The following is a 24,705-nucleotide window of genomic DNA, read 5'->3' on the forward strand; positions in this document are numbered from 1 at the left end:
GGGCGACAGGGTCGCCCTGATGAGGATCACCGGCTGACCGGCAGGTGCCGGCTCACGCGAACGCCCGGTGGGGAACCGTCACATGACGGTTCCCCACCGGGCGTTCCCCTGCAGCGGGACCGGCCGCGGCGGCCCGAGCCGCCGCGCAAGGCGGCTCAGGCGGAGTGCGTGATGCGGTCCAGCAGCTCGTTCAGCAGGATGCGTTCACCCGGCGTGAGGATCTCCCCGATCTCGGGGAGCACGGCCTTGAAGGCGACGGTACGGGTGATCGACCGGCGCTCCTCCTCGGCGGCCTCCTCGGGCTCCGCGGTGGTGATGGCGGCGAGTATGGCCTCCCGCGTCCGGGGCGACAGCTCCGGGTCGCGGGCCTCGGGCACCGTGGCGATCAGCGTCAGGACGACCCCGCAGCCGGCCGAGTGGATCATCAGCATGGCGCGTTCCACGTCGACGCTCAGCCGGCCCGCCTCGGCGACCCGGGTCACCAGGCCGCGGAGGACGTTGAAGGACTCCGTCACGGCAGCCGGCTCGGCCCCGGGCCTGGGCTGACCGAACATCAGCTGGTATATCTCCGGGTTGGCCACACCGAACTCGATGTGCATGTCCCAGCCCCAGCGCAGGTCCTCGACCGGGTCGGTGGCCCGCACCCGGTCGGTCTTGCGGTGCAGGTAGTCGGCGAAGCCCTCCGCCGCGACGGCGTCGAGCAGGCCCTGCATGTCGCCGAACTGCCGGTAGATGGTCGGCGGCTGAACGGCCGCAGCCTTGCTGACCGACCGGGTCGAGACCGCGTCGCGGCCGCCCTCGGCGAGCAGGGCAGCGGCGGCGGACATGATCCGCTCTCGGGTGGTCGCCCTTTCATCCATGAATCGATGATAACAGAAATATGTTACCAAGGGAAACTTCTCGGCCGAAAGACCGTGAAGGGGCGGCCGGGTGCCGGCCGCCCCTCCCCGTCCCGCGTGCCGGGAGGGTCACTTGGCGGGGCCGGAATCCTCCCCGTGCAGTGCCTCGCGCAGCGCCGTGGTGGCCTCGGCCACCGCCTTCTTGTTGGACTCGGTGCCGCGGAGGGCGTTGAGCATCATGAAGTCGTGCGTGATCTCGGGGTAGTGCGTGAGCTGCACGGGCACACCGGCCTTCCGCAGCTTCTCCGCGTACGCGGTGCCCTCGTCGTGGAGCACGTCGGAGTCCGTGATCATCAGCGCCGGCGGCAGGCCGCGCAGCTCGTCGACCGTGGCGCGCAGCGGGGCGGCCAGCGGGTTCTGCCGGTCCTTGAGGCGGGGGGCGTACGCGTCCCAGAACCACTTCATCGCGGGCTTGGTGAGCCAGCAGTTCTCCGCGAAGCGGTTGTACGAGGCGGTGTCGAAGTTCGCGTCCGTGACCGGGTACAGCATCACCTGGCGGCGGAAGTCGGGCCCGCCGCGCTGCTTGGCCATCATCGTCACGGCGGCCGTCATGTCACCGCCCACGGAGTCGCCGGCGACGGCCAGTCGCGAGGGGTCCACACCGATCTGGCCGCCGTGGTCGGCGACCCACTTGGCCACGGTGTAAGCCTGCTCGATCGGCACGGGGAACTGGGCCTCGGGCGAGGGGGTGTAGTCGACGAAGACCACCGCCGCCTGCGCGCCGTTGGCGAGCTCGCGCACCAGGCGCTCGTGGGTCTTGAAGTTGCCCAGCACCCACCCGCCGCCGTGGATGTAGACGATCCCGGGCAGGTCCCCCTTGGCGCCCTCGGGCCGTACGACGTGCACGGACACCGGGCCGGTCGGTCCGCCGGGCACGGTCCGCTCGCTGATCTGCGCCGGGAGCATGTCCACCGGGCCCGCCTGCAGCTTGTTCAGCACGTCCCGGGCAGCCGTGTAGGAGAGCGTGTACAGCGGCGGGCCGTCCGCCGCCGCCAGCTGGTCGAGGAAGTCCTGGTCCTGCGGGTCCAGCCGCACCGGCGGGTTGCCGCACGGCACCTTCGGCGCGGGCGTGTCGGCGGGCACCGCGTGGTCGACGCGCAGGGCGTTCGTCGCCCTCTCACCGCAGGCTGTGAGGCTCGCGGCCGCCGCGAGGAGGACTGCGACGGCGTAGCGTGCCTTGCGTCGCGTTATGGACCGGACGTGCGGACAGGTCATTGCGGTCTCCGAACCGTGGTCGGTCGATGGCCCCCACGTGAGCAGCCTGCGGAGGCGGTACGGTCCGGACAAGCGGGGATGGGCCGGGGGAGTGGCCCGCGGGCGTCGGCGCCACGCGGCCCTCCCGGGCCCGGAGGGTCAGACCACGACGAGGTCCCAGGCGGTCATCGCGTCGGCGAGCCGCAGGTGGGGGGCTGCTTCGGCGAGCCGGCCCTGACGCTCCAGCGTGCGGCCGAGGAGGAGGTGCGCGTGCGCGTCCTGCGGCTCGGCACGCAGGAGGTCGCGCAGCTCCGCCTCGGCCCGCGACAGCTGCGCGGAGAAGTAGTACGACCGGGCCAGCAGCATGCGCACCGCCATGTTGCGGGGCGCCACGTCCACGATGGACGCGAGCGTCCGGGCCGCGGCGGCGTAGCGCTGCCGGTTGAAGAAGAGCACGGCGCGCTTGAACGTCTCCGTGGTCGGACTGCTCATGTCGGTGCCCACTGCTACATCACCTCGGTCGAACGACGATCTCCTGGCTATGCCTTCCAACCGGGGCAAGTGTCTGATTTGTTCCACTCCGCCCCCTTGATCTGCCGGAATCTTTGCGTACCCGACCGGTCACCGTACGTGTCGTCCGGAGTCGGAGGCGGCCCGGCCGGGTTGCGCGCCTCACCCTCCTGGAGGAACGTGACTTCGAGGCCGCATGGCCGCGCATCCGAGGATCTCCCGCCGTCCTCCGCCCCCTCCGCTCCCGTTCTCCGCCGCACAGCGGCCCCACTCGGGACGCCGGCAATCGTGCCCCCCGCATCCCGCGCCCCCCAGCGGCAACTCCGGACCGCATCCTCGCCCACGACCGCCACCACCCCCGGCAGCGGCCAGGAAGGCAGACCGACATGCCACTCCTCCGCACCCTCGTCCTGACCGCCGTGTCCGCCGCCCTCGCGACCGTGGTCGCGGCCGCCCCCGCCACGGCCGCCGCCGGCGCCCCGACGTCCCGGGCCGTCCCTGGGGGCGCCGCCCCGACCTACGCCACGGTGCTCGTCACCTGCTTCGGCCGGGGACTGGTCATGCCCCCGGACTTCCTCCTGGCCTGCGGGGACGGGAACGACCGGCTGGGCGGCCTGTACTGGTCGCACTGGGGCAGCGACTCGGCCGTGGGCACCGGTTACGAGGAGGCCAACGACTGCGACCCGTACTGTGCGGCGGGCCACTTCCACACCTTCCCGGTCAAGGTCAGGCTCTCCGAGAGCAAGCCCTGGCCCAAGGACCCGCACCTGCGGCACTTCACCAAGCTCACGATCACCTACCCCGACACCGAACCCTCCTGGCCGCACGACCCGGTCCGCGAACTGTGGGACTGAGCGGGCGCGCGACGACGCAGGACATGCCGACGGCCCCCGCATCGCGCGGGGGCCGTCGGTCATCCTCGATGATCTTCAGCGGATGTGGTCCTCAGCGGTAGAAGCCTCCGTAGAAGCCGGTCCCGTAGAAGCCGGGGTAGAAGCCGTAGTAGCCGCCGTAGCCGCCATAACCCCCGTAGCCGCCCCAGCCGCCGTAACCGCCGTAACCGTAGCCGTTCCCCCAGCCCCAGCCGCCGTGGCCGCCGTGGCCGCCGTGTCCGCCGCCCCAGCCGCCGCCGTGGTCGACGACGGACTGCGCGGTGGTGGGTGCTGTCTGTGGCGTCGCCGCGCTGGCCGCGGTGGCTCCGGCGAAGGCGAGCAGGGGCGCCACCACGGCGGCGGCGGCGATCCTGCGGATGGTAAGCGTGCGCATGACTCCCCCTTCGGGGATCTGGACTTCGGGTCGCGGTCCGCGTGGAGCGGACCGCCGTCGCGCCGGATCGTGCCGCGTTGATCCCGGCGCAGATGGGGGTGCGGGCGTCTGGTGCGGACGCACCTCACGGACGTGGAACGCCGGAACATACATCTGTAGTTGAAGACGTCCCTATATGAACGGTAGGCGCGTTTTATGCCGCCCGTCAAAGGGATCCGACAAAAAGTGCATATTGGTATCTTTTGCTCTGCTGTGACGCCCTTTCAACCGTGCGTACCGCACAGGTTCCGTTGCGTCAGCGGCCGCCCAACGGGTCGTCGGAGCAGGTTGGTTGAGGCAGCGGAGCGACCCCTGCCGCCACGAGTCCCCCGTGACCACAGGGGCCGATATGACAAACGTGGCAGAAGGGGCAAGTGATGCCAGTGGGGTGTAGGGGAAATTCACGCCGAAATGCGGAAGAGGTGAATCCGCTTCGCTGTCAAGCGCTTCCGCCCCTCCGTCGACACCGCTCCGTCCCCATGTGGTCACTCCGGGCATCCGTCGCATGTCGCGCAGCTGTTGCGCGTCGGTAACGCTTCAAAAATCGCTGGTCGGCGATTTGTTAACACCATTGACATATCCGCGATCGCTGCATACGGTCCTGCGTCGAAGCGCTTCGACGCGTCGCATCGAAACCATTCGATGGACGCCTCACTCGTTCGGCCCAGGTGGAGGTCACTTCAATGTTGAAGGTGCGCAGACCGCTGGCTCTCGCAGCAGCTGCCCTTGCGGGCGCCATGCTCATCACTTCGTGCGGAAGCTCGGACGGGGGTGCGGAGGGCGACGGCAAGACGCTGAAGCTCTGGCACTACGAAGCCCCGAACAGTGCCATGGGCATCGCCTGGAACCAGGCGATAGAGGAGTTCAAGAAGACCCACCCGGGCGTCAAGGTCGAGTTCGAGGCCAAGGGCTTCGAGCAGATCCAGAAGACCGCCTCGATGGTGCTCAACTCCAGCAACGCCCCTGACCTCATGGAGTACAACAAGGGCAACGCCACGGCCGGCCTGCTGGCCAAGCAGGGCCTGCTGACCGACCTCACCCCGCAGGTCACCAAGTACGGCTGGGACAAGTTGCTCAGCCCCAGCGTCACCACCACCAGCCGCTACGACGCCAAGGGCGTCATGGGCTCCGGTAACTGGTACGGCATCCCGAACTTCGGTGAGTACACGATGGTGTACTACAACAAGGACCTCTTCGCGAAGAACGGCGTGAAGGTCCCGACGACGTTCAACGAGTTCGAGCAGGCGCTCGCCGCCTTCAAGGCCAAGGGCATCACCCCGCTCGCCAACGGCGGCGCCGAGTACCCGGCCCACCAGTACCTGTACCAGCTGGCCCTGACCAAGGCCGACCGCAGCTGGGTCGACTCCTTCGAGCTCTACAAGGGCAAGGCCGACTTCCACGACGCCGCCTGGACGTACGCCGCCAACACCCTGTCGGACTGGGTGAAGAAGGGCTACATCGCCAAGACGAGCAGCGGCGCCAAGGCGGAGGACGCCGGCGTCTCCTTCATCGGCGGCAAGTCCCCGATCTTCTTCTCGGGCAGCTGGTGGTACGGCCGCTTCCGTGACGAGAACAAGTTCCAGTGGGGCTCGTTCCTCTTCCCTGAGTCCAAGATGACCCTCGGCTCGGGCGGCAACCTGTGGGTCGTCCCGAAGAACGCCAAGAACAAGCAGCTGGCCTACGACTTCATCGACATCACGATGAAGAAGGGGATCCAGAACACCCTCGGCAACAACGGCGGCGTGCCCGTCGCGGCCGAGCCCTCGGCGATCACCGACCCCAGCTCCAAGGAGCTGATCGAGAACTTCAACAAGGTCTCGGACCAGGACGGTCTCGCCTTCTACCCGGACTGGCCGGTCCCCGGCTTCTACGACGTGCTGGTCTCGGCCACGCAGAAGCTGATCACCGGCAGCGGCACCCCGGACCAGGTCCTGGACGAGCTGCAGAAGGCCTATGACGCGGGTGCGCCCACGTCATGAGTGCCCGACCCCTCCGGCTGCGCAATCCCTACGCGCTGTACTTGATCCCGGGTGTCATCGCCTTCCTGGCGGTCGTGATCGTGCCGTTCGCGATGAACATCTACTTCAGCTTCACGCACTGGCAGGGCGTCGGCTCGCCCACCTGGGCGGGGCTGGAGAACTACCGGGAGCTGATGAAGGACTCGCGGTTCTGGGAGTCCTTCCGGCACAGCGTCGCCATGGTCCTGGCGATGGCGGTGATCCCCACCGCCGTCGGCCTGGTGGTGGCCGCGGCGCTGTTCGACTTCATCGGCAAGCACTTCGGTTCGAAGCTGGCCAGCGTGCTGCGTGCCTGCTTCTACCTCCCGCAGGTCCTGCCCATCACCGTGGCGGGCATCGTCTGGAGCTGGATCCTGGCCCCCGAGAACGGCTCGCTCAACGAGCTGCTGAAGGCGGTCGGCCTGGGCTCGCTCCAGCAGGACTGGCTGGGTGACCCGAAGTTCGCGCTCTACAGCGTGATGGCCGTCATGGTCTGGGTGCAGCTGGGGTTCCCCGTCGTGATCTTCATGGCGGGACTCCAGCGGGTCGATCCCTCGCTCTACGAGGCGGCCGAGCTGGACGGGACGAACTGGTGGCAGCGTTTCTGGCACGTGACGCTGCCCCAGATCCGCCCCGAGATCTACGTGGTGATGCTGTGGTGCACCATCGCGGCCCTCAAGGTCTTCGGCGCGGTCTACGTCCTCACCAAGGGCGGACCCGCCGACTCGACCATCGTCCCGTCCTACTTCTCCTTCTCGACCTTCTTCGAGAAGACCGACGTGGGCTACGGCTCGGCGATCGCGACGGTCCTCACCCTGATCATCCTGGCGCTGACCACGGTCGGCCTGCGCTTCCAGACCCGATCGGAGGACGCACAGTGAAGGCGCTCAAGCGCTACCCCGTGCTGGTGGCCATGATCCTCGGCGCGATCTTCATGGTGCTGCCGCTCCTGATCGTGCTCATCAACGCGCTGAAGTCGCCCGCCGACTACTCCGCGCACGGCCCGCTCTCGCTGCCCCACGGCCTCCACCTGGACGGCCTGACGGACTTCTGGACCCGGGTCAACTTCGGGCACACGCTGCTCAACTCGATCGTGATCTCGGGTTCGGTGGCCGTGTTCGGCGTCATCCTCTCGGTGCTGAACGCCTACGCGATCGGCATCGGGAGGATCAAGGGCAAGGCGTACTTCCTCGCCTTCTTCGTGCTGGCCAACGTGCTGCCGCAGGAGGCCCTGGTCTACCCGCTGTACTACCTGTCCAAGCAGGTGGGTCTGTACGACACCAGGCTGAGCCTGATCATCGTCTTCAGCGTCGTGCAGGCGGCGTTCGGCACCTACCTCCTCTCCTCCGTGCTCGGGGCCTTCCCGAAGGAGATCATCGAGGCGGCCAGGATCGACGGCGCAAACAGCTGGCAGATCCTGTGGCGGATGGTGGTCCCGGTCAGCCGGCCCACCCTGGGCGTCCTGCTGGTGTTCTTCTTCATCTGGACCTGGAACGAGTTCCTGCTGCCCCTGGTCATGCTGCCGTCGAACGACAACCAGACCGTCTCGGTCGCGCTCGGCGTGCTCCAGGGCCAGCGTCTGATGGACGCGACGATGACCAACGCGGCCGGCCTGCTCGGCGCGCTGCCCGCGATCGTCTTCTTCCTGCTCTTCCAGCGGACCCTCACCCGCGGCATCGCCGTCGGCGCCGTGAAGTGATCCGCGCCCGGACCACCGTGTCCGCGGCCCTCCACCTGGGCGGATGACCTCCCCGCGTCCCGCCCGCGGCTCTGCCACCCCGCTTCGCGGCAGGAGGCAGAGCCGGCTCCACCTGCTCCCACACGTACCGAGAACGCCGGTGGCCGCCCACCGGGAAAGGCATCGACCATGAAGTTCACCAACGGGTACTGGCTGCTGCGCGAAGGCGTCACGGCGGCGTATCCGGCCGAGGTCCTCGATGCCGTCCCGGGCCCCGGAACGCTGCGGGTCCACGCGCCCACCCAGCACATCCGGCACCGCGGCGACCTGCTCAAGGGCCCGCTCGTCACGGTCGACTGCACCGCGCCCATGCCCGGTGTCATCGGTGTGCGCATCACCCACTTCGAGGGCGACGTCGAGACCGGGCCCCAGTTCGAGCTGCACCACGAGCCGCACGAGCCCGTCGTGGCGGTCGACGAGGAGCAGGCCGTCCTGACCTCCGGCGATCTGAGCGTCCGCTTCCGCCTCGACGGCGAGTGGCGGATGGAGTTCCAGGCCGACGGACGCACCCTCACCAGCAGCGACGTCAAGGCCATGGCGCTGATGGAGACCGCCGAGGGCGAACACCACGTCCGCGAGCAGCTCCGGCTGGCCGTCGGCACCTCCGTCTACGGGCTCGGCGAGCGCTTCGGCCCGCTGGTCAAGAACGGCCAGACCGTCGACATCTGGAACGCCGACGGCGGTACCAGCAGCGAGCAGTCCTACAAGAACATCCCGTTCTACCTGACCGACGCCGGCTACGGCGTCTTCGTCGACGACCCCGGCAAGGTCTCCTTCGAGGTCGCCTCCGAGCAGGTCTCGCGCGTCCAGTTCAGCGCCGAGCGGCAGCAGCTGCAGTACTACGTCATCCACGGCCCCACGCCGAAGGAGATCCTGCGCAAGTACACCGCGCTCACCGGTCGCCCGGCCCTGCCGCCCGCCTGGTCCTTCGGGCTGTGGCTGACCACCTCGTTCACCACCTCCTACGACGAGCAGACCGTCACCGGATTCGTCGAGGGCATGGCCGAGCGCGACCTGCCGCTGTCGGCCTTCCACTTCGACTGCTTCTGGATGCGCGAGTTCAACTGGTGCGACTTCGAGTGGGACCCGCGCGTCTTCCCCGACCCCGAGGGGATGCTGCGCCGGCTGAAGGAGCGCGACCTCCACATCTGCGTGTGGATCAACCCCTACATCGCCCAGCGCTCACCGCTGTTCGCCGAGGGCAAGGCGGCCGGCTACCTCCTCAAGCGCCCTGACGGCGGCGTGTGGCAGTGGGACCTGTGGCAGCCCGGCATGGCCCTGGTCGACTTCACCAACCCCGACGCCTGCGCCTGGTACGCGTCCAAGCTCGAGGCCCTCCTCGACATGGGCGTCGACTGCTTCAAGACCGACTTCGGCGAGCGCGTGCCCACCGACGTCGCCTGGTTCGACGGCTCCGACCCGGAGCGCATGCACAACTACTACACGCAGCTGTACAACAAGACCGTCTTCGACGTGCTGCGCAAGCACCGCGGCGAGGGCGAGGCCGTGCTCTTCGCACGCTCGGCCACGGCCGGCGGCCAGCAGTTCCCCGTGCACTGGGGCGGCGACTGCGAGTCCACGTACGAGTCGATGGCCGAGTCGCTGCGCGGCGGCCTGTCGCTCGGCCTGTCCGGCTTCGGCTACTGGAGCCACGACATCGGCGGCTTCGAGGGGCTGCCCGACGCCGGCCTGTTCAAGCGCTGGACCGCCTTCGGCATGCTCTCCTCGCACAGCCGGCTGCACGGTTCCTCGTCCTACCGCGTGCCGTGGCTGTTCGACGAGGAGGCGGTGGACGTCCTCCGCCACTTCACCAAGCTCAAGCTGAGCCTCATGCCCTACCTCTACGGTGCCGCGCACCAGGCGCACACCGAGGGCGTCCCGATGATGCGGGCCATGGTGCTGGAGTTCCCGGACGACCCGGGCTGCGCCTCGCTGGAGCGCCAGTACATGCTCGGCGGGGACCTGCTCGTCGCGCCGGTGTTCTCCGAGGACGGCGAGGTGGCGTACTACGTGCCCGAGGGCACCTGGACCCACTTCACGACCGGCGAGAAGGTCACCGGACCGCGCTGGGTGCGCGAGACCCACGACTACCTGAGCGTCCCGCTGCTGGCCCGGCCCGGCTCCGCGATCCCGGTGGGCGCGGTCACCGACCGCCCCGACTACGCGTGGGCGGACGACGTGACCGTCCGGGTCTTCGAGCCCGCCGACGGCTCCCGCACCACCGTGCGGATCCCCGGCGAGGACGGCACGGCCGCGGCCGAGATCACCGTCGTGCGCGAGGGCTCCACGCTGCGGGCCGAGACCTCCGACGCGTCCCTCCCGTGGGGCGTCGAGGTGGCCGGCGGACCCTCCGCGCGTGCGGCGGCCGGTACCGCCGTCCTCACGCTGGAGCTCGCCGGCTCCTGAGGGCGGTCCGCTTCAGCACGCACGTACGGGAAGGGAGTTGCATGGTCAAGATCACTGACGTCGCGCGGCACGCCAACGTGTCGCCGAGCACCGTCAGCTACGCCCTCAGCGGCAAGCGGCCGATCTCCCCGGAGACCCGGCGGCGCATCGAGGACAGCATCCGTGAACTGGGCTACCGGCCGCACGCCGGAGCCCGGTCCCTGGCCAGCAGCAGGTCACGGGTGCTCGGTCTCGTGCTGCCCCTCCGGAAGGGCATCCACGTGCCCGTGGTCATGCAATTCGCCACGTCCGTGCTGACCGCGGCCCGGGAGCACGACCACGATGTCCTCCTCCTCACGCAGAGCGAGGGGGAGGAGGGCATCATCCGGGTCGCCCAGAGCGCCATGGCGGACGCCTTCATCATCATGGACGTCGAGATGGACGACCGCCGGCTGCCGTTGCTGCGCACCATGGACCGGCCGTCCGTGCTGATCGGTTTCCCCTCCGACCCGGCCGGGCTGACCTGCGTCGACCTGGACTTCGCGGGTGCCGGCGAGGCGTGCGTCGAGCACCTCGCCTCGCTCGGCCACCGGACCGTGGCCCTGGTCGGCTCACCCCCCGAGGTCTACGTCCGCGGCACCGGCTTCGCCCGCCGGGTCGCCGCGGGGTTCACGGCCGCCGCCGACCGGCTCGGCCTGCGCTCGTCCGTCCACCCCTGCCCGGAGACCCCGGCCGCCGCGCGAGCCATGGCCGAGCAACTGCTGCGCGAACAGCCGGGGCTGTCCGGGATCGTCGTCCACAACGAGCCGATCACCCAGCCCCTGATCTCCGCCTTCCAGGCCATGGGCCTGCGGGTACCGGAGGACCTGTCGGTCGCCGCGATCTGCCCCGACGAGACCGCCGAGCAGGCATCGGTGCCCATCACCTCCGTGTCGATCCCCTCCGCCGAGATCGGCACCCGCGCGGTGGACCTCCTGTTGGCCAAGCTCGCCGGCCGTGACGACGTGCCGGAGACCACCGTGCTCTCCGCGCTCCTGACCCCCCGGGCCACGACCGCCCCGCCGGCGGCCGCGGCCTCGTGACCGGCCCCGTCGCCGTCACTCCGTGCGCAGGCCGTCCGGTCGCATCATGCGGACCAGGGCAGGGAGGCTGAGCGCGGTCACCAGCAGGACGACGGCCGCGCTGACGCCGGTCATGGCGCCCACGTCGGGCCAGTCGACGGTGACGGGCGCACCGACCATGCGGAGCAGCACCGCGCCCAGGGTCAGGCCCACCGCGCACGCGAGGGCGAGGCCGAGGCCGACGGGGAGGGCGGTCTGCCACAGCACCGACAGGCTGAGCGTGCTGCGGCGGGTGCCGAAGGCGACCAGGGTGGACAGCAGCTTCTTCCGCTCGCGCAACTGCTCCAGCTGGGAGACGAGCAGGCTCGCCCCGATCAGCAGCAGGACGCAGCAGGCGCCGACGAACAACCCGGTGCGGATCGAGGAGAAGCGCGCGGACTCGGTCCGGGTGACGTACTCGCGCGCGTCGGCGAGCGGGTCGATCGCGGCCACCGTGTTGCGGACGACCTCGGGCGCGTCCGGGACGGAGCGGTCGATCGAGACGTAGACCCTGCCCGTGACCGTCCCGGCGGCGGACGGGGGGAGCGCCCCGGGGGTGACGAGGACGCCGCCGCGCTCGTAGCCGCCGGGGTCGGCGCGGGTGTGGGCCTCCTTCAGGCCGGACGGCAGGTGCCAGGCGAGTCCGCGTCCCGGCGCGCCGGCGTATCCCGGGTCCACGTAGACGACGTGTCCGGGCCTGGCCGTGCGGATGGTGTCGTCGTCGTACTCCCGGTCCCGGACGACGAAGACGTCGCCGTCGCGGCACGCGGGGACCCGCGCCACCACGCGCAGCGCGTCGCAGGTGCCCACGGTCAGTTCGACGTACCGCTGCGGGTCCTCGGCGCGTTCGCCGAGCATCCCCACCGACAGCGGGGTCGCTTCGCGCACGGCGTCGCCCGCGGTGAGCCGCCGGGCGGCGTCCGTGGGCGAGTCGGCGGCCGGGAGGTAGACCTCCATCTGGGCCCGGGAGAGGTCGTTGCCGGTACTGCGGGTGTACGAGCCGTCGACGCCCGCGAAGAGCATCTGGAGCGCGATCGCCCCGGCGACGGCGACGGCGATGCCGTTGACCGTGCGGGCCGCGGTGCCGCTGTTCAGCTGGAGCCTGCGGACCGCGAGCTGCCAGGAGGGAGCGCCGGTGCCGAGCCGGCCTACGGCGGCCTCGACGATCCACGGCAGCAGTGCAGTGACGCCCATCAGCAGCAGGACCGTGCCGCCGACGACCAGCGCCTCGTTGAAGTTCCCTTGGTCGCGGCCCTGTCCGACCATCGGGTACAGGAGGGCGAGCCCGCCGAGCGGCAGCAGCAGCCGCCACCACAGCCGGCGGCGCGGCGGCTTGCTCGCGCGGACGACCCCGAGCGGCTCGATGACCACGTCGCGCAGCGCGAGCAGCGTCACGGCCACCGAGGCGGCCGGGACGGCGACGGCGACCAGGGCGGTGAGCGCGGGCGCGGGCGTGAGGTCGCCCGGGAAGACGCTGACGCGGTAGAAGCTCACCTGGCCCGCCAGGACGCGACCGGCCGCGAACAGCACGGCGCCGACGGCGAGTCCGCACGCGGCGCCGGCGAGGGCCTCGCCCGCGGCCACGCGTCGCGTGGTCCCGGCGTCCGCGCCGAGCAGGCGCAACGCGGCGAGCCGGCGGTCGCGGCGGTCCCCGCCGAAGCGGACGGCGGCCGCGATGAACACGCCGACCGGCATCAGCAGCGCCACGAAGACGATGAGGACGAGCAGCACGAGGACCGGGTCCGTCGGGCTGCCCCGGTCCACCGAGCCGAAGGCGTGGATGCGTTCGACGCGGACGGTCTGCCCGGCCCCGGCGCCGGCGGCGAGCCCGGAGGTCCCCGCGTAGTAGGCGAGGTCGTCCGGTCCCACCAGCCCGTCCTGCCCGATGGTGCCCGCGACGCGGTACGGCAGCCGCTCGCTCAGCAGCCGGCCCTCCGCCGAGGCGAGCAGCCGCCGCAGGGCGGGGGAGACCACCATCGTCCCGCGCCCGGGCAGCCGGCCGACGCCGGGCGGCAGCGGTGGACGCCGGCCCTCGGGCTGCAGCAGGCGGCCCCGTACCTCCTGGTCGCGGTAGGTGGTGTCCACCGTGGCGATCAGCAGGGTGTCGTCGGCCCGGTGCTTGACGACCGAGGTGTACGTCATGTCGTTGCGGGCGCGTTCGCGGTCGTGACGCTGCGTCAGGGCGTTCGGCAGGGCGGCGGTGAGCAGCAGCAGGGCCACTCCCAGGCCGACCCCGACGGCGGTCAGGAGGGTGCGCACCCAGCCCTCGCGGCCACCGGTGACGGCGAACCGGACACCCATCGCCAGGTCCTGGATCCGGCTCCCGCGGGTGGTGCCGGGGGTGTCGCCCGAGCTCATGCCACGCGCGCCGTGTCGCGGGCCTTTCCGTCACGCACGACGACCTCGCGGTCGGAGTACGCGGCGACCCTCGCCTCGTGGGTGACCAGGACGACCGCGGCGTCGGTCTCGCGGGCGGCGGCGCTGAGCAACTGCATCACGCGTTCGCCGTTGAGGGAGTCCAGCGCTCCGGTGGGTTCGTCGGCGAACAGCACGCGGGGGCCGGTGACCAGGGCACGGGCGACGGCCACCCGCTGCCCCTGCCCTCCGGAGATCGCCCCGGGCCGCTGGCCCGCGACGTCCTCGACCTCCAGCCTGCGCAGCCACTCCAGGGCGGTGCGCGTCGCCTCCTTGCGGGAGGTGCCGCCCAGCCGGAGCGGCAGCGCCACGTTCTCCGCGCAGGTGAGTTCGGGGACGAGCTGCCCGAACTGGAAGACGAAGCCGAACTCGCTGCGCCGAAGGGCGCTGCGCCGGGCGTCGTTCATCGCGGACAGCTCACGACCGCGGTAGGTGATGGTGCCGGCGTCCGGGACGACGATCCCGGCGAGGCAGTGCAGCAGGGTGGACTTGCCGGAGCCGGAGGGGCCCATCACGGCGACGACCTCGCCGGGGCGTATGGAGAAGTCCGCCCCGTCGAGGGCCGGCGTCCGGCCGTAGCTCTTGTGCAGGCCGTCGGCGGTGAGCAGGGGCTCCGCGGGCGTCACGCGCTCACCTCCCGGGCGAGCCCGTCGAGCCGCGCCGCGGTCAGCTCCAGCCAGCGCAGGTCGGCTTCGAGGTGGAACAGGGCGTGGTCGCAGATCAACTGGTCGGCCAGGTCCCCGGTGCGCTTGCGTTCGGTCAGGTCGCGCATCAGCCGCAGGTGCTCGGCACGCTGCACGTCCAGGATGTCGGCCGCGTCGCGCCGGGTGAGCAGCGCGAGGACGACCTTGGTGTAGAGCGTGGACTGCAGGTACGGCTCGGGCTTCTCCGGGGTCGCGAGCCACCGTGCGACGTCGGTGACGCCGGCCTCCGTGATGGCGTACCGCTTCCGCTCGGGGCCTTCGCCGGGCTCTATGGCCTCGACCTCGACCAGGCCGTGCTTCAGCAGCCTCGACATCGTGGAGTAGACCTGCCCGTAGTGCAGCGGCCGGTCGTGGCCGAATCGCTCGTCGAAGGCGCGCTTGAGGTCGTAGCCGTGGCGCGGCCCGGATTCGAGGAGGCCCAGGAGGGTGTGACCGATGGACATGCGCGTCAATATACACATGAGGTATACACGTCATGTAGACGCGATGGCGTGATCGTGTGCAGCCGGGGGCACCCCGCTATGAATTGCGTGTATACCCCCTGTGTAGAGTCGTGGCCATGCGAACTACCCGGCTCCGAAGCCTCCTGCCCGTCCGACGTGACGCCGCCTCCGCCCGGACCGCCCGCGGATGGGCGGTGCTTCCCGCGGCCGCCCTGGCCCTCGCGCTCGCGCTCACCGGTTGCACCCGCGTGGAGACCACCTCCCCGGGCACCGTGCGGCAGGAGGCCGGCAAGACCGGCACGGGCACCTTCGGCAGCGTCGACTGCCGCAAGGCCAAGTGCATCGCGCTCACCTTCGACGCGGGGCCGAGCAAGCACACGGCGCAACTGCTGGACGTCCTCAAGGAGAAGCAGGTGCCCGCCACCTTCTTCCTCCTCGGCAGGAAGCACATCGACCGCTACCCGGACATGGTCAAGCGCATGGTCGCCGAGGGGCACGAGGTCGCCAGCCACACCTGGACGCACAAGATCCTCACGCAGATCGAGCCCGAGGAGATCCGCGAGGAGCTGAGCCGTCCCAACGACGCGATCGAGCGGATAACGGGCCGGCGGCCCACCCTCATGCGCCCGCCGCAGGGACGCACCAACGACACCGTCCAGGGCATCGCCCGTGAGATGGGCCTCTCCGAGGTGCTGTGGAGCGTCACCGCCAAGGACTACGAGACCAACGACCCCGACCTGATCACCAAGCGCGTCCTGGACCAGGCCGACCGCGACGGCATCATCCTGCTCCACGACGTCGTCCCCGGCCCGGCCGCCAAGGGCTACCGCGGCACCCTGCCGGCCGTGCCCGGCATCATCGACGCGCTCAAGAAGCGGGGCTTCACCTTCGTGACCGTTCCGCAGCTGCTCGCCCCCGGCACCCCGCAGCCCGGGGCCGTCTACCGCCCCTGACCGGATCCGAGGGGGACGCGGCCGGATGGAGGTGGCCCCGCCGACGGCTTCGACGGCACCGTGGATGACCGGAGCAGGGAGCGCGTGGCGGGAGCGAGACATGACGGACACCCACCCTCACAACGGTGACGAGGACGGTGTGGTCTGGCTGGTCGGGCTGCGTCATCGCGGCGGTTCGGGGGCGCTGGTCCGCCACTACTACGTGGTGGCCGGGACGATCGCCGGGATCGACGCGCTGCGCCACGCCCGCTGGTGCGCGGCCCAGCCCACGGAGCGCCTGCTGCGCGGCGACGCGGCGGTCGACGGCACGTGGGCCGAGGTGCGCCGGCTGATGCAGGACACCCTCGGCCGGTTCCGTCTGGCGGGCCGGGCGGCCTGAGCGCGCACGGTGCTCCCGCCCGTCACTCCCCGGGCACCGGGCCCACCAGCAGCAGGGCGATGTCGTCGCGGCCCCCGGAGGTCCGCCGGGCCTCCCGCAGGAGATCGTCGGCCAGGTCGTCCAGCGAACGGACGGGCGCGGCGGCCAGCCGGCCGGCGAGTTCCCCGAGCGCCGTCTCCAGATCGGTGCCGGGACGTTCGATCAGGCCGTCGGTGAACAGGGTGAGCACGCATCCCGGCGGCATGGACACCTCCGCGGCCCGGTAGTCCGCGGCCACGTCGACCCCGAGCAGGAGCCCGGGCGGTACGTCGAGGATCTCCGTGCGACCGGACCGGTGGCGCAGCAGCGCCGGCAGATGGCCGGCGCTCGCCAGCAGCGCGCGGTGCCCGGGCACGTCCAGCTGTGCGTAGAGGCAACTGGTGAACAGGTCGGTGTCGAGGTCGTTGAACAGGCGGTTGATCCGGGTCAGCACGTCGTCCGGGGCCGCGCCCGTGCTCGCGTGGGTGTGCACCGCCGTGCGGATCTGGCCCATCAGCGCCGCCGCGTTGACGCTGTGCCCCTGGACGTCGCCGATGACCGCGGCCGCCGCCCCGGAGCCGTCGAGGCGGATCAGGTCGTAGAAGTCGCCGCCGATGTCCATGCCGTTGGTCGCCGGGAGGTAGCGGGCGGCGACGCGCAGGCCGGGCACGTGCGGCAGGGAGTGCGGCAGCAGCGCGGTCTGGAGGGTGCGGGCGACCTGGCTCTTGGTGTCGAACAGCCGGGCACGTTCCAATGCCTGGGCGATCATGCCGGCCAGCGAGGTCAGGGCGGCGCGCTCGTCGGGCGGGAAGGCGCGGGGGAGGGCGAAGGCCAGGACGCAGCAGCCGATCGTGCGGCCCGAGGCGTTCAGCGGGAGGAACGCCCAGGCGCCCATCCGCGTGTAGGGGGTGACGAGGGGGAAGGCCTGCCGTATCGCGTCGACGTCGCTGAAGAAGAGCGGCGCACCCGTGGCGACGGCGCGGGAGCCCGCGGTGTCGACCGTCAGCGACAGACCGCGGAAGAAGTCCTTGTGGGTCCGGGGGAAGCCACGGGAGGCGACGTCCTGGAACCGCCCCTCGTCCGCGATCAGCAACGACAGGCCGTCGGCCCCGAGGACGGGCATGATCTGCTCGGTGACGGCGGTCGCCACGTCCTGGACGCCGACCGCCTCGGTGAGGGACGAGGCGATGTACAGCAGGTGGTACAGCGCGCCGGCGCGGGTCGGCGCGGTCCCGGAGGGTGTGGCGGGCGGGAGCCGGTCGCCCGCCGGGGCCGGGGCGGTCCGCAGTCGGATGCTGATCCCGGTGGTGTCGGGGTAGAGCCGGAAGGACAGCCAGTCGTCCGGGGGGCGCAGCGCGGTGAAGTCCGTGGGGAGCCGGCTGAACAGCGCGGCCAGGTACGGGTCTTCGTAGGCCGGGTCGATCAGCCAGGGCAGGGACTCCCACAGGCGGGTGTGCATCAGCTCGGCCTTGCCGCGGCCGAGCAGCTCGGCGGCTGTGGCGTTGAGGAAGGTCACCCGCCCCTCCAGGTCCAGCGCGAGCACCCCGTCGTCCAGGCGCTCCGTCAGTTCCGCCGCGGCCTGGGCCTCGGCGGGCGGCAGGGGCGGCGGAGGGTCCGGCGCGAGCACCCGGGGCACGGCGCCCGGCCGCAGCGGCCGCCCCCGGGCGGCGGCCCGGGTGAGCAGCGCGCTCATCCGGTCGGCGGCGTGGGTCACGGCGGCCCGTTCCTCCTGGGCGAGCCGGTCGGGACGGGTGTCGGGCCACAGCAGTTGCAGCACGCCCGACACCGTGGTGCCCGTGTGCAACGGCACGACGTACATCGCCAGCCGGTAGGGCAGCGCGAAGGCGGTGCGCGGGAACCGGCGGGCGAGCTCGTCGTGGCCGTGCACCCAGACCGGACGCCCATCGCGCGCGACCGTGGAGACGGGTGCGGGCGTCGCGAGCGCCAGCCGCGACCACGGCCGCACCACTCCGGCCGACAGGCCCGTCACCACCGCCAGGCGTAGCGCCTGGGCGTGCGGCACCAGCAGGAAGACACCTGCAGCGTGGGACGCGGTGATTCTCGCCACCTCCGCCAGAGCCTGGTCGAGTGCGGCCTCTTCCTCCGGCGCGGCGCCGGGCGCTGCGCTCCCGCTCATCACCCACCGGCCCCGCGCGGTGCCCAACGGGCCGTTCGCCGCCGGGGAACGCCGTTTCGGCGGGGCCGGGGCGCTCCCATATGTGGACGATAGTCCCCGCCGACAGGTGGGGGCATCTCGGCCGGGGCCGCCCCGGGCCCGGTCCGGGGGTTCCGGGTCGCGATCCCGGATTTCCCACGGGAGCGGGAAGGGCTCGCCGGGCGTCTGGTTTAAAGTTGAAACCACGCGCCCGCCGCGCCCCTCTGCGGCGCCGGACCCCCGAGGAGAAGCACCGCATGCAGTCGGCCGTACTCGACGCACCCGTGACCGTCACGCCCCCGGACGACTCGCCGGGGCCCGCGCACGCCGCAGCCGGGGACGGCGGAGGCGCCCGGCGCGCCACCCACATCGCAATGATGTCGGTCTCCCTCGGCACGGCGGGTCTGGGCGGGCTCTGGCAGTCGGCATCGGCCACGGTGGCCGCGCCCATCGGGGTCAGCGACGCCCTGTTCGTGGTCAGCGGACTGCTGTGGGTGGTGCTGCTGGCGCAGTACGTGCGGCACGGCGGAGCACGTCGGCGCAACGTCCTGGAGGACCTCCACCACCCCGGTCAGGGCTTCGCGCTCGCGTACGTCCCGATCATCGGCATGCTGGCCACCGGCCACTTCGCCCGCTTCGGGGTCGACGGCGCCCGCTGGTTCTACGCGCTGTTCGCCCTCGCCTCCGCCGTCCTCGCCGCCCGGCTGCTCGCCCACTGGGTGACCGGCGGCCTCGGCTCGGCCCCGCTGCACCCCGGCTACCTGCTGCCGGTGGTCTCCGGCCCCTTCATCGCCAGCACCACCGCCACCGCGGTCGCGCTCCCCGACGCGGCCTCGGCCGCCTTCGCGGTGGGCGTCCTGTACTGGCTCGCCTTCGGCACCGTGGTCCTCGGCCGCCTCGTCGCGGACGGCCTGCCCGCACCCGCGCGCCCCACACTGACCGTCCTCACGATCCCGCCGGCCGTCGGCGGCCTCGCCTGGACCGCCGCGCACGGCGGACGGGTCGACGCCGTGGGGTACGGCTTCGCCGGGCTGGTGCTCTTCACCGTCCTGATCGTCCTGTTCCTCGTGCCGCACGTCCGCCAGAAGGGGTTCCACACCGGCTACTGGGTCTTCTCCTTCCCCGCGGCGGCCACCGGCAACTTCCTCGTCCGCTGGCTGCACGGCGCCGCCGTCCCCGGTTGGCAGGGCCTGACCTGGCTGGTGATCGTCCTGGTCGGCGGGGCGTTCCTCGTCCTGTACGCGGCGACCGTCCGGTACGCCGTCCGCGCCGTGGGCCGGCACCGGGCGGTCGCGGGAGCGTAGCGACGGCGGGCTCGCCACGAGGTCAGGTGAAGGGGACCTCGCTGTCGAGGAAGCGGGCGACGTGGGCGCAGAACAGCCGGGGGTACTGGAAGAGCGCCCCGTGGCCCGCGTCCGGGTAGATGACGAGCTGCGCGTGGGGGATGTGCTGCGCGAGGATCCACGAATTGACGGTCGGGACCATGATGTCGTTGCTGCCGTTGACGACGAGCGTCGGCTGGGTGATGTGCCGCAGCTCCGCGAACCGCTCGCCCCGTCCGGTGTTCCAGTCGGCGCGCAGCGCCTGCTGTGCGCGGACGCTGTCCGGGCCGGATTCGGCGTCGGCGTCCACGGTCCGCTCGTGGCGGCGCAGCCAGAACTCCCGGCCGGCCCGGCGTCCGCCGGGGGAGTCGTCGAAGAAGAGGTACAGGTAGTCCTCCTCGGTCAGGACCTCGTGGGCGGCCACCTCCGCGACCCGTCCGCCGACGCCCGCCATCTCGCCGGCGCGCGGCTTCGTCCCGACCAGGACCAGGCGGCGCACCCGTTCGGGATGGGCCAGGGCGAGGGCCTGGCTGACGTACCCGCCCACCGAGAAGCCCAGCAGGTCGACCTCGGGAACGCCGAGCGCCCGCAGGAACGCGACGGCGTTCTCGGCGAAACCCTCCGCCGATTCCGGCGTCCGGCCGCCCGAGTTCCCCACCCCGGCGTTGTCGAAGAGGATCACCGGCCGGTTCTCGGCGAGGCCGTCCGTGACGAGCGGATCCCAGTGGTCCATGCCCGCGCGGAAATGCGGGAGCATCAGGAGCGGCGTCCCGGAATCCGCCCCGAAACGGCGATGGGCGTAACGGTCGCCGTCCACCTCGATGTACCGGGTCGGTGCCGTGGTGTGCACGTAAGAAGGCATGATGCCGTCCTGCGATGGGTGAGCCCCGCCGTCGACGGCGTGCGTGCCGCCTTTGCCAATATTGTCCGGCAATGTTCGGTCCGGCTCAAAAGACGCCGGTGACGGCAGGGCCTCACCGGGCCCACCGGACGGTGGCCGGCACCTCTGAGTTCCTGATGCGGCTGCGCATGCTCCTCGCGCTCCTCGCGGCGGAACTGCTCACGGAGGTACCCGGTCAGCGGCGATGCCGCAGGCGGCGGACCCACGTGCGCGGCCCGCGCGCGGAGCGTACGGCCGGGCGGGCCGGGACCGTCGCGCGGGCCGGGCGCCAGGGCTCGTCCGGCGCCTCGAAGGGCAGCCTGCGTCCGGCCTGGGTGCGGATCTCCTGGTGCGCCTCGTAGGACGTGACGCGGAACGCCTCCTCATAGGAGGCCAGAGCGGCGGCGACCGCATGGCCGGCGACACCACGGCGCCGGATCACCCGCGCCAGCCAGGCGAACGCGCCCATGACCCCGGCCAGTACGACCGCGAGGACCAGACAGCCCATGAGGTCGGTCACGGACCACACCCTACGGGGGACGTCCCGTCGGGCGCGTCGGTGTCCACGGGCCGCTTTATCGGCCGATAAAGTCCGTCGTTACGGCTTGGAACGGGTCCGGGGCCGGACGGAGCGGCGGAGGGAGGGGCCGGGGATGCTGGCGGTGGACGTACGGCGCGCACTGCGCTACGGGCGCACCGTCGAGGAGAGCGCGGCCCGTGCCTGGCGCTTCTCGGCCCGGACGGTCGCCCGGCACGGGGACTTCCTGCTGGCGTTCGTCGACGGCGGGGTCTGCGTCGGCGCGTTCGAGATCCGCGGCAGCCGGGCCGACGACGCCGGCGGCGGGAAGTACATGTTCGACCTGGCACCCGCGCGGCGCTTCCGGTGGGCGCTGGGCCGCCGGCTTCCGCTGCCCCCGGGGCGCAACCCGGCCCGTATCCTCACGGGGCAGCACCTGCGCGAGTTCCTCGACACGGAACCCCGTTGTGCCCCCGGAACCGGCCAGGACCGAGCAGCGAAGGAGCCCACCGCCGCATGGCCAGCACGTCCGATCCCGTCGACGCCCTCCTGAAGCCGGGGCCGCGGCGGACCCGCCTGCCCGAGCCCGCCGAACGCTCCAGGCTGCGCACCGAGTACGGCCTGACCCAGGCTGAGGTCGCCGAGGCGCTCGACGTGACCCGGACGACCGTGGCCGGCTGGGAGGCCGGCCGCAGCGAGCCGCAGGGTGCCACCCGCGCCGCGTACGCCAAGCTCCTGGACGGCATCGCCGCCCAACTCGGCGCCACTGAAACCGAGCCCGCCGCCGATTCGGTTCCGGCCCCCGCCTCCGCCCCCGCCGTCCCGGCCCCCGGACCCGCACCCGCTGCCGCGCCTGCCGCCGTCACCGCGCCCGCTGCCCGTCCCGCGCGGCCGGCGCCCGCCCCCGCGCGGAAGGCGCCCGCCCCCGCGCGGAAGGAAGCGGAGCCCGTGCCCGCCGCGGCGGATCCGCGTTTCGCCCACGGCCCGCTCGCCGTGCTGGACAGCGACGGCACCGCCTACTGCGCCGACGGCCTCGTGCTGCCCTGCCCGGCGACCGATGTCCCCTCGCTCGTCGCGTGGACGCTCACCGAAGCGGGGCTCGGCGCGCCGCGCCTGCACCGCAACGGCAAGGACGCGGACCCGTTGATCGTCCTCACCGCCGCGGCCGCCGAACGCCTCGGCCTGCCGGCCGTCCTGGAGGACCGCAGGGCCCTGCGCCTGCCCCCCGACCACAAGGTCGTCCGGCAGATCACCCGCGCCAAGTGGCAGCTCACCCGCCGCGGGTTCGGCCCCTGGGCCCGCGTGTACCGCCCGGCGCAGGACGGCAGGCGTCAGTGCGTACAACTCGCCGTCCTGCCGTGGCGCGCCCTCGACAGCCGCTCCTGGGGCGACGCCGAGCACCTGCCGCCCCCCGAGCTCGCCCAACTGCTCGCGGACTACGCGCAACGCGTCATCACCCCGCGCGGCTCCACCGCCGTGAGCGGCCTGGAGCTGATGACCGCCCTGCGCCCGCCGACCCGCGCCGTCAAGGACCCGGCGACCGGCGACTGGGTCCCGGCTCCGAACCCCGGTGCCCTCGCGCAGCCCGTGGACCCGGCACCTCCCGAGGCCCCCGACGAACACCCCGTCGTGGCCGCGCTGTTCGCGCGCGGGCACCGCCGTACCCCGGAAGAGGTCCTCGACGAGGAGGCCTTCGAGTGGACACGGGAGCCGCAACTGCTCACCGACGACGAGTGCGCACGGAAGTACGCCGTCGGGATCGACGTCAACATGGCGTTCGCCGCCGCCGCGAACCGCCTGAACGTGGGCCTCGGCGCCGCCGTCCACGTCCACGCCCCGGAGTTCGACAAGGCGCTGCCCGGGTCCTGGCTCGTCGACCTCTCGCACATCGACGTCGACCCGCGCCTGCCGAACCCGTTCACCCCCGACGGCACCCGCCCCGAGGGCCCCGCCTGGTACGCCACCCCCACCGTGGCGTACGCGGTCGAACTCGGCCACGACGTGCGCCCGACCGAGGCCTACGTCCGCCCCGAGCACGGCGCGTACCTCGACGCCTGGTACGGCCGCCTGCGCGACGCCTACCTGACCACGATGGCCGAACTCGGCGTCGTCTCCGGCATGCCGGAGGCCGAATTCCTCGCCGCGATGGAACACCACAAGGAGGCCGACCCGGCCCGCGCCGACCTCCTCTCGGCCGTCAAGGCCACCGTCAAGGGCGGCATCGGCAAGCTCCGCGAACGCCCCCAGGGCGCCGGCTACCGTCCGGGGGAGCGCTGGCCCGCCCTCGACCGGCCCACGTGGCGCCCCGACATCCGCGCCGCCGTCATCGCCACGGCGCGCGTCAACATGCACCGCAAGATGGTCAGGTTCGCGGCGGTGGGCCTCTTCCCGGTGGCCGTGCTCTCCGACTGCGCCGTGTACCTGTCCGACGGCCCCGGCCCGCTGGACTTCCTGCCGCGCACGCCCGAGGGCAAGCCGCTGCCCGGCGGTTTCCGGCTCGGGGTCTCGCCCGGGATGGTCAAGCACGAGGGCACCCAATCCCTCATGTGGGCCGTGGAGTTGCTCGAGGACGGCCACAACCCCGCCCGCCACATCAAGGGCGGCGACGCCGCACTCGACGGAGAGTAGGAGAGCCCGGTGGGCATGCTCGGCGACGGCCTCGACAAGGCCACGGCGAAGACCCTCACACGGCCCGTGCCCAAGTCGGCGCAGGCCCAGATGCGGTTCCTGGTGAAGCAGGAGAAGGGCACCAGGGCCGTCGCCGCCCTGCTCGGCGTCTCGCAGCGCACCGTCGAGCGCTACCTCACAGGCGAGATCAAACGTCCCCGCAAGGACCTGGCCGGCCGTCTCGAGGAGGAGGTCCGCAGACGGTGGCAGCCCCGCGTCCGTGAACGCGCCCGCCGTCACGCGGCCACCACCGGCGGCATCGTGATCGAGACCCGCGCCCGCTTCGGCTTCACGGCCGCCCCGGGCTCCACCGACGACGCCCGCGTCCGCCTCGTCACCCAGGCCCTGCCCCCCGACTACGCCGCCCGTCTCTTCACCGCCCGTTCCGCGGGCGCCGGCGAGGACCAACTGCGCGCCATCGCGGCGGAGGGCCTCCAGGAGATCTACTTCAAGGACCGCGGCCGCCGCGCGCAGGGACTGCAGGTCGACTTCACCGACATCGACTACGTCGAGTTCGAGTTCTGAGTGTCGATGGCCGGGTCCGTGCGCGCTGCACCTCAGCCCTTGAGGGCCTGCGCGATCTGCTGGGCGGCCTGGGCGGGCGTGAGGTGCGTGGTGTCGACGACCTCGGCCTCGCCGTGCAACCAGGTGCGGGCCGCCTCGGCGTAGGGCTCGAGGTACTGGAGACGGAACGGGGAGTCGGGGCCGAGAACCGTGTCGCCCGCGATGCGCGCGCGGAGGGTGTCCTGGTCGGCATGGAGGACGAAGTGCCGGACCGGGATGGCATGCTGGGCAAGGCCCGAGCTGATCTCGCGCCAGTACCGCTCGACCAGGACGGTCATGGGCATCACCAGAGTGCCGCCGGTGTAGTCGAGTACGTGGCGGGCGGTCTCGACGACGAGCGGTCGCCACGGCGGCCAGTGCTGGAAGTTGTCCGTCGCGGGCAGTCCGGGCGTGATGTCCATGAGCGTCTCGCCGACCTTCTCGGCGTCGAACACATGTGAATCCGGGATCAGTGGCTGCAAGAGCGCACTGGTCGTCGTCTTGCCCGCGCCGTGGGTGCCGTTGAGCCATACGATCATGGGTCCCGATGCTAGCGCTGCGCGGGCGGCGGCAACGCTGAG

At 71.9% G+C, this 24,705-nt stretch carries 23 protein-coding genes; 12 read left to right on the forward strand and 11 right to left on the reverse strand.

Translation table 11 applies throughout. The features are described from left to right. Positions 1 to 155 precede the first annotated feature (155 nt). From ACFV3E_RS26910 to ACFV3E_RS26920, 3 genes are all read right to left on the reverse strand, one after another. Positions 156 to 860: a TetR/AcrR family transcriptional regulator gene (locus ACFV3E_RS26910; RefSeq protein WP_500536987.1), complete on the reverse strand. Its 705-nt coding sequence runs from the start codon at positions 858 to 860 to the stop codon at positions 156 to 158. Between the two features lie 108 nt (positions 861 to 968). Continuing rightward, the gene (locus ACFV3E_RS26915; protein WP_500536988.1) at positions 969 to 2,114 is read right to left on the reverse strand and encodes an alpha/beta hydrolase; all 1,146 of its coding nucleotides are present in this window, start codon (positions 2,112 to 2,114) and stop codon (positions 969 to 971) included. 138 nt (positions 2,115 to 2,252) lie between these two features. Then, complete coding sequence (locus ACFV3E_RS26920) at positions 2,253 to 2,585, reverse strand: tetratricopeptide repeat protein (protein ID WP_179279764.1); 333 nt, start codon at positions 2,583 to 2,585, stop codon at positions 2,253 to 2,255. A 404-nt stretch (positions 2,586 to 2,989) separates the two neighbouring features. Between ACFV3E_RS26920 and ACFV3E_RS26925 the strand changes: the two genes are divergently transcribed. Beyond that, a complete protein-coding gene (locus ACFV3E_RS26925; protein ID WP_500536989.1) occupies positions 2,990 to 3,457 on the forward strand; it encodes a hypothetical protein in 468 nt (155 codons plus the stop codon). Between the two features lie 91 nt (positions 3,458 to 3,548). Here ACFV3E_RS26925 and ACFV3E_RS26930 read toward each other — a convergent pair whose 3' ends face one another. Next, positions 3,549 to 3,869, reverse strand: a complete 321-nt coding sequence (locus tag ACFV3E_RS26930; RefSeq protein ID WP_500536990.1) for a hypothetical protein — start codon at positions 3,867 to 3,869, stop codon at positions 3,549 to 3,551. A 722-nt stretch (positions 3,870 to 4,591) separates the two neighbouring features. Between ACFV3E_RS26930 and ACFV3E_RS26935 the strand changes: the two genes are divergently transcribed. The 5 genes from ACFV3E_RS26935 (at position 4,592) to ACFV3E_RS26955 (ending at position 11,110) form a co-directional block, all read left to right on the forward strand. Then, a complete protein-coding gene (locus ACFV3E_RS26935) occupies positions 4,592 to 5,887 on the forward strand; it encodes an ABC transporter substrate-binding protein (protein WP_500363112.1) in 1,296 nt (431 codons plus the stop codon). Next, the gene (locus ACFV3E_RS26940) at positions 5,884 to 6,786 is read left to right on the forward strand and encodes a carbohydrate ABC transporter permease (RefSeq protein ID WP_326570785.1); all 903 of its coding nucleotides are present in this window, start codon (positions 5,884 to 5,886) and stop codon (positions 6,784 to 6,786) included. The genes ACFV3E_RS26935 and ACFV3E_RS26940 overlap by 4 nt, the downstream gene beginning before the upstream one ends. Before the next feature lie 32 nt (positions 6,787 to 6,818). After that, positions 6,819 to 7,604 carry a carbohydrate ABC transporter permease gene (locus ACFV3E_RS26945; protein ID WP_326580988.1) on the forward strand — a complete coding sequence of 262 codons (786 nt, stop codon included), beginning with the start codon at positions 6,819 to 6,821 and terminating at the stop codon, positions 7,602 to 7,604. A 168-nt stretch (positions 7,605 to 7,772) separates the two neighbouring features. Further along, a complete protein-coding gene (gene yicI / locus ACFV3E_RS26950; protein WP_500536991.1) occupies positions 7,773 to 10,049 on the forward strand; it encodes an alpha-xylosidase in 2,277 nt (758 codons plus the stop codon). Between the two features lie 41 nt (positions 10,050 to 10,090). Further along, positions 10,091 to 11,110: a LacI family DNA-binding transcriptional regulator gene (locus ACFV3E_RS26955; protein ID WP_500536992.1), complete on the forward strand. Its 1,020-nt coding sequence runs from the start codon at positions 10,091 to 10,093 to the stop codon at positions 11,108 to 11,110. 15 nt (positions 11,111 to 11,125) lie between these two features. Here ACFV3E_RS26955 and ACFV3E_RS26960 read toward each other — a convergent pair whose 3' ends face one another. From ACFV3E_RS26960 to ACFV3E_RS26970, 3 genes are read right to left on the reverse strand one after another with little or no spacing between them, the layout of a single operon-like run. Then, positions 11,126 to 13,486 (reverse strand): ABC transporter permease, encoded by a 2,361-nt coding sequence (locus ACFV3E_RS26960; RefSeq protein ID WP_500536993.1) that lies wholly within the window; start codon positions 13,484 to 13,486, stop codon positions 11,126 to 11,128. Next, positions 13,483 to 14,169, reverse strand: a complete 687-nt coding sequence (locus tag ACFV3E_RS26965; RefSeq protein ID WP_500536994.1) for an ABC transporter ATP-binding protein — start codon at positions 14,167 to 14,169, stop codon at positions 13,483 to 13,485. The genes ACFV3E_RS26960 and ACFV3E_RS26965 overlap by 4 nt, the downstream gene beginning before the upstream one ends. Continuing rightward, the gene (locus ACFV3E_RS26970) at positions 14,166 to 14,690 is read right to left on the reverse strand and encodes a PadR family transcriptional regulator (RefSeq protein WP_500363103.1); all 525 of its coding nucleotides are present in this window, start codon (positions 14,688 to 14,690) and stop codon (positions 14,166 to 14,168) included. The genes ACFV3E_RS26965 and ACFV3E_RS26970 overlap by 4 nt, the downstream gene beginning before the upstream one ends. 116 nt (positions 14,691 to 14,806) lie before the next feature. On the opposite strand from ACFV3E_RS26970, the gene ACFV3E_RS26975 reads away from it, so the two are divergent. Next, positions 14,807 to 15,643 (forward strand): polysaccharide deacetylase family protein, encoded by an 837-nt coding sequence (locus tag ACFV3E_RS26975; RefSeq protein ID WP_500536995.1) that lies wholly within the window; start codon positions 14,807 to 14,809, stop codon positions 15,641 to 15,643. A gap of 100 nt (positions 15,644 to 15,743) precedes the next feature. Further along, positions 15,744 to 16,022: a hypothetical protein gene (locus ACFV3E_RS26980; RefSeq protein WP_500536996.1), complete on the forward strand. Its 279-nt coding sequence runs from the start codon at positions 15,744 to 15,746 to the stop codon at positions 16,020 to 16,022. Between the two features lie 22 nt (positions 16,023 to 16,044). Here ACFV3E_RS26980 and ACFV3E_RS26985 read toward each other — a convergent pair whose 3' ends face one another. Then, the gene (locus ACFV3E_RS26985) at positions 16,045 to 18,177 is read right to left on the reverse strand and encodes a SpoIIE family protein phosphatase (protein WP_500536997.1); all 2,133 of its coding nucleotides are present in this window, start codon (positions 18,175 to 18,177) and stop codon (positions 16,045 to 16,047) included. 275 nt (positions 18,178 to 18,452) lie between these two features. On the opposite strand from ACFV3E_RS26985, the gene ACFV3E_RS26990 reads away from it, so the two are divergent. After that, positions 18,453 to 19,499, forward strand: coding sequence for a TDT family transporter (locus ACFV3E_RS26990; RefSeq protein ID WP_500536998.1), 1,047 nt, complete (start codon positions 18,453 to 18,455; stop codon positions 19,497 to 19,499). Between the two features lie 22 nt (positions 19,500 to 19,521). Here the strand turns inward: ACFV3E_RS26990 and ACFV3E_RS26995 are convergent, their stop codons facing one another. Beyond that, positions 19,522 to 20,379 carry an alpha/beta fold hydrolase gene (locus tag ACFV3E_RS26995; RefSeq protein ID WP_500536999.1) on the reverse strand — a complete coding sequence of 286 codons (858 nt, stop codon included), beginning with the start codon at positions 20,377 to 20,379 and terminating at the stop codon, positions 19,522 to 19,524. Positions 20,380 to 20,593: 214 nt separating this feature from the next. Then, positions 20,594 to 20,917, reverse strand: a complete 324-nt coding sequence (locus ACFV3E_RS27000; RefSeq protein ID WP_500537000.1) for a hypothetical protein — start codon at positions 20,915 to 20,917, stop codon at positions 20,594 to 20,596. 133 nt (positions 20,918 to 21,050) lie between these two features. Here ACFV3E_RS27000 and ACFV3E_RS27005 point away from each other — a divergent pair, with 133 nt between their 5' ends. Genes ACFV3E_RS27005 through tpg form a run of 3 tightly spaced genes read left to right on the forward strand, consistent with a single transcriptional unit; the run spans position 21,051 to position 24,106 of the window. After that, positions 21,051 to 21,467 carry a hypothetical protein gene (locus ACFV3E_RS27005; protein ID WP_500537001.1) on the forward strand — a complete coding sequence of 139 codons (417 nt, stop codon included), beginning with the start codon at positions 21,051 to 21,053 and terminating at the stop codon, positions 21,465 to 21,467. Next, positions 21,431 to 23,542: a telomere-associated protein Tap gene (gene tap, locus ACFV3E_RS27010; RefSeq protein ID WP_500537002.1), complete on the forward strand. Its 2,112-nt coding sequence runs from the start codon at positions 21,431 to 21,433 to the stop codon at positions 23,540 to 23,542. The genes ACFV3E_RS27005 and tap overlap by 37 nt, the downstream gene beginning before the upstream one ends. Positions 23,543 to 23,557: 15 nt before the next feature. Continuing rightward, positions 23,558 to 24,106, forward strand: a complete 549-nt coding sequence (gene tpg, locus ACFV3E_RS27015) for a telomere-protecting terminal protein Tpg (RefSeq protein WP_500372557.1) — start codon at positions 23,558 to 23,560, stop codon at positions 24,104 to 24,106. A 32-nt stretch (positions 24,107 to 24,138) separates the two neighbouring features. Here tpg and ACFV3E_RS27020 read toward each other — a convergent pair whose 3' ends face one another. After that, complete coding sequence (locus tag ACFV3E_RS27020) at positions 24,139 to 24,663, reverse strand: P-loop nucleotide/nucleoside kinase family protein (RefSeq protein WP_500537003.1); 525 nt, start codon at positions 24,661 to 24,663, stop codon at positions 24,139 to 24,141. Between the last annotated feature and the right edge of the window lie 42 nt (positions 24,664 to 24,705).

It is taken from the genome of Streptomyces sp. NPDC059718, assembly GCF_042733315.1.
Taxonomy (GTDB): Bacteria; Actinomycetota; Actinomycetes; order Streptomycetales; family Streptomycetaceae; genus Actinacidiphila.

Coding starts and splice junctions, on each gene's coding strand:
- ACFV3E_RS26910 (WP_500536987.1), bottom strand. CDS start 860: ATGGATGAAAGGGCGACCACCCGAGAGCGGATCATGTCCGCCGCCGCT.
- ACFV3E_RS26915 (WP_500536988.1), bottom strand. CDS start 2,114: ATGACCTGTCCGCACGTCCGGTCCATAACGCGACGCAAGGCACGCTAC.
- ACFV3E_RS26920 (WP_179279764.1), bottom strand. CDS start 2,585: ATGAGCAGTCCGACCACGGAGACGTTCAAGCGCGCCGTGCTCTTCTTC.
- ACFV3E_RS26925 (WP_500536989.1), top strand. CDS start 2,990: ATGCCACTCCTCCGCACCCTCGTCCTGACCGCCGTGTCCGCCGCCCTC.
- ACFV3E_RS26930 (WP_500536990.1), bottom strand. CDS start 3,869: ATGCGCACGCTTACCATCCGCAGGATCGCCGCCGCCGCCGTGGTGGCG.
- ACFV3E_RS26935 (WP_500363112.1), top strand. CDS start 4,592: ATGTTGAAGGTGCGCAGACCGCTGGCTCTCGCAGCAGCTGCCCTTGCG.
- ACFV3E_RS26940 (WP_326570785.1), top strand. CDS start 5,884: ATGAGTGCCCGACCCCTCCGGCTGCGCAATCCCTACGCGCTGTACTTG.
- ACFV3E_RS26945 (WP_326580988.1), top strand. CDS start 6,819: ATGATCCTCGGCGCGATCTTCATGGTGCTGCCGCTCCTGATCGTGCTC.
- yicI (WP_500536991.1), top strand. CDS start 7,773: ATGAAGTTCACCAACGGGTACTGGCTGCTGCGCGAAGGCGTCACGGCG.
- ACFV3E_RS26955 (WP_500536992.1), top strand. CDS start 10,091: ATGGTCAAGATCACTGACGTCGCGCGGCACGCCAACGTGTCGCCGAGC.
- ACFV3E_RS26960 (WP_500536993.1), bottom strand. CDS start 13,486: ATGAGCTCGGGCGACACCCCCGGCACCACCCGCGGGAGCCGGATCCAG.
- ACFV3E_RS26970 (WP_500363103.1), bottom strand. CDS start 14,690: ATGTCCATCGGTCACACCCTCCTGGGCCTCCTCGAATCCGGGCCGCGC.
- ACFV3E_RS26975 (WP_500536995.1), top strand. CDS start 14,807: ATGCGAACTACCCGGCTCCGAAGCCTCCTGCCCGTCCGACGTGACGCC.
- ACFV3E_RS26980 (WP_500536996.1), top strand. CDS start 15,744: ATGACGGACACCCACCCTCACAACGGTGACGAGGACGGTGTGGTCTGG.
- ACFV3E_RS26985 (WP_500536997.1), bottom strand. CDS start 18,177: ATGAGCGGGAGCGCAGCGCCCGGCGCCGCGCCGGAGGAAGAGGCCGCA.
- ACFV3E_RS26990 (WP_500536998.1), top strand. CDS start 18,453: ATGCAGTCGGCCGTACTCGACGCACCCGTGACCGTCACGCCCCCGGAC.
- ACFV3E_RS26995 (WP_500536999.1), bottom strand. CDS start 20,379: ATGCCTTCTTACGTGCACACCACGGCACCGACCCGGTACATCGAGGTG.
- ACFV3E_RS27005 (WP_500537001.1), top strand. CDS start 21,051: ATGCTGGCGGTGGACGTACGGCGCGCACTGCGCTACGGGCGCACCGTC.
- tap (WP_500537002.1), top strand. CDS start 21,431: ATGGCCAGCACGTCCGATCCCGTCGACGCCCTCCTGAAGCCGGGGCCG.
- tpg (WP_500372557.1), top strand. CDS start 23,558: ATGCTCGGCGACGGCCTCGACAAGGCCACGGCGAAGACCCTCACACGG.
- ACFV3E_RS27020 (WP_500537003.1), bottom strand. CDS start 24,663: ATGATCGTATGGCTCAACGGCACCCACGGCGCGGGCAAGACGACGACC.